We start from the raw sequence: 222 nt of genomic DNA, 5'->3' as shown, positions 1-222 counted from the left end.
AGATTGAATCACGTCGAAGAGCGCCTTTCGCGCCTTCGGCTTCAGCTCGTCCGTCTCGATAATGTCGGCCGCCGCCGCAAGCATTGGTATATCGCGGGCGCGGGCATAGTCGTGCAGCGCACGTACCGTCGTGTCGCCGAGGCCGCGCTTCGGCGTGTTGATGATGCGTTCGAAGGCGAGGTCGTCGGAGGCTTGAGCGACAAGGCGGAAATAGGCCATGGC

General features: G+C 62.6%; 1 protein-coding gene. It reads right to left on the bottom strand.

The window, feature by feature from the left end; all coding sequences use genetic code 11:
- Positions 1–222 (bottom strand): 3'-5' exonuclease (locus AF337_RS12765; protein WP_152971039.1); only part of this gene is annotated, 222 nt, incomplete at both ends.

Source organism: Rhizobium ecuadorense (assembly GCF_001187535.1).
In the GTDB taxonomy this organism is placed as follows: Bacteria; Pseudomonadota; Alphaproteobacteria; order Rhizobiales; family Rhizobiaceae; genus Rhizobium; species Rhizobium ecuadorense.
This window is presented reverse-complemented; position numbering and strand designations above follow the sequence as displayed.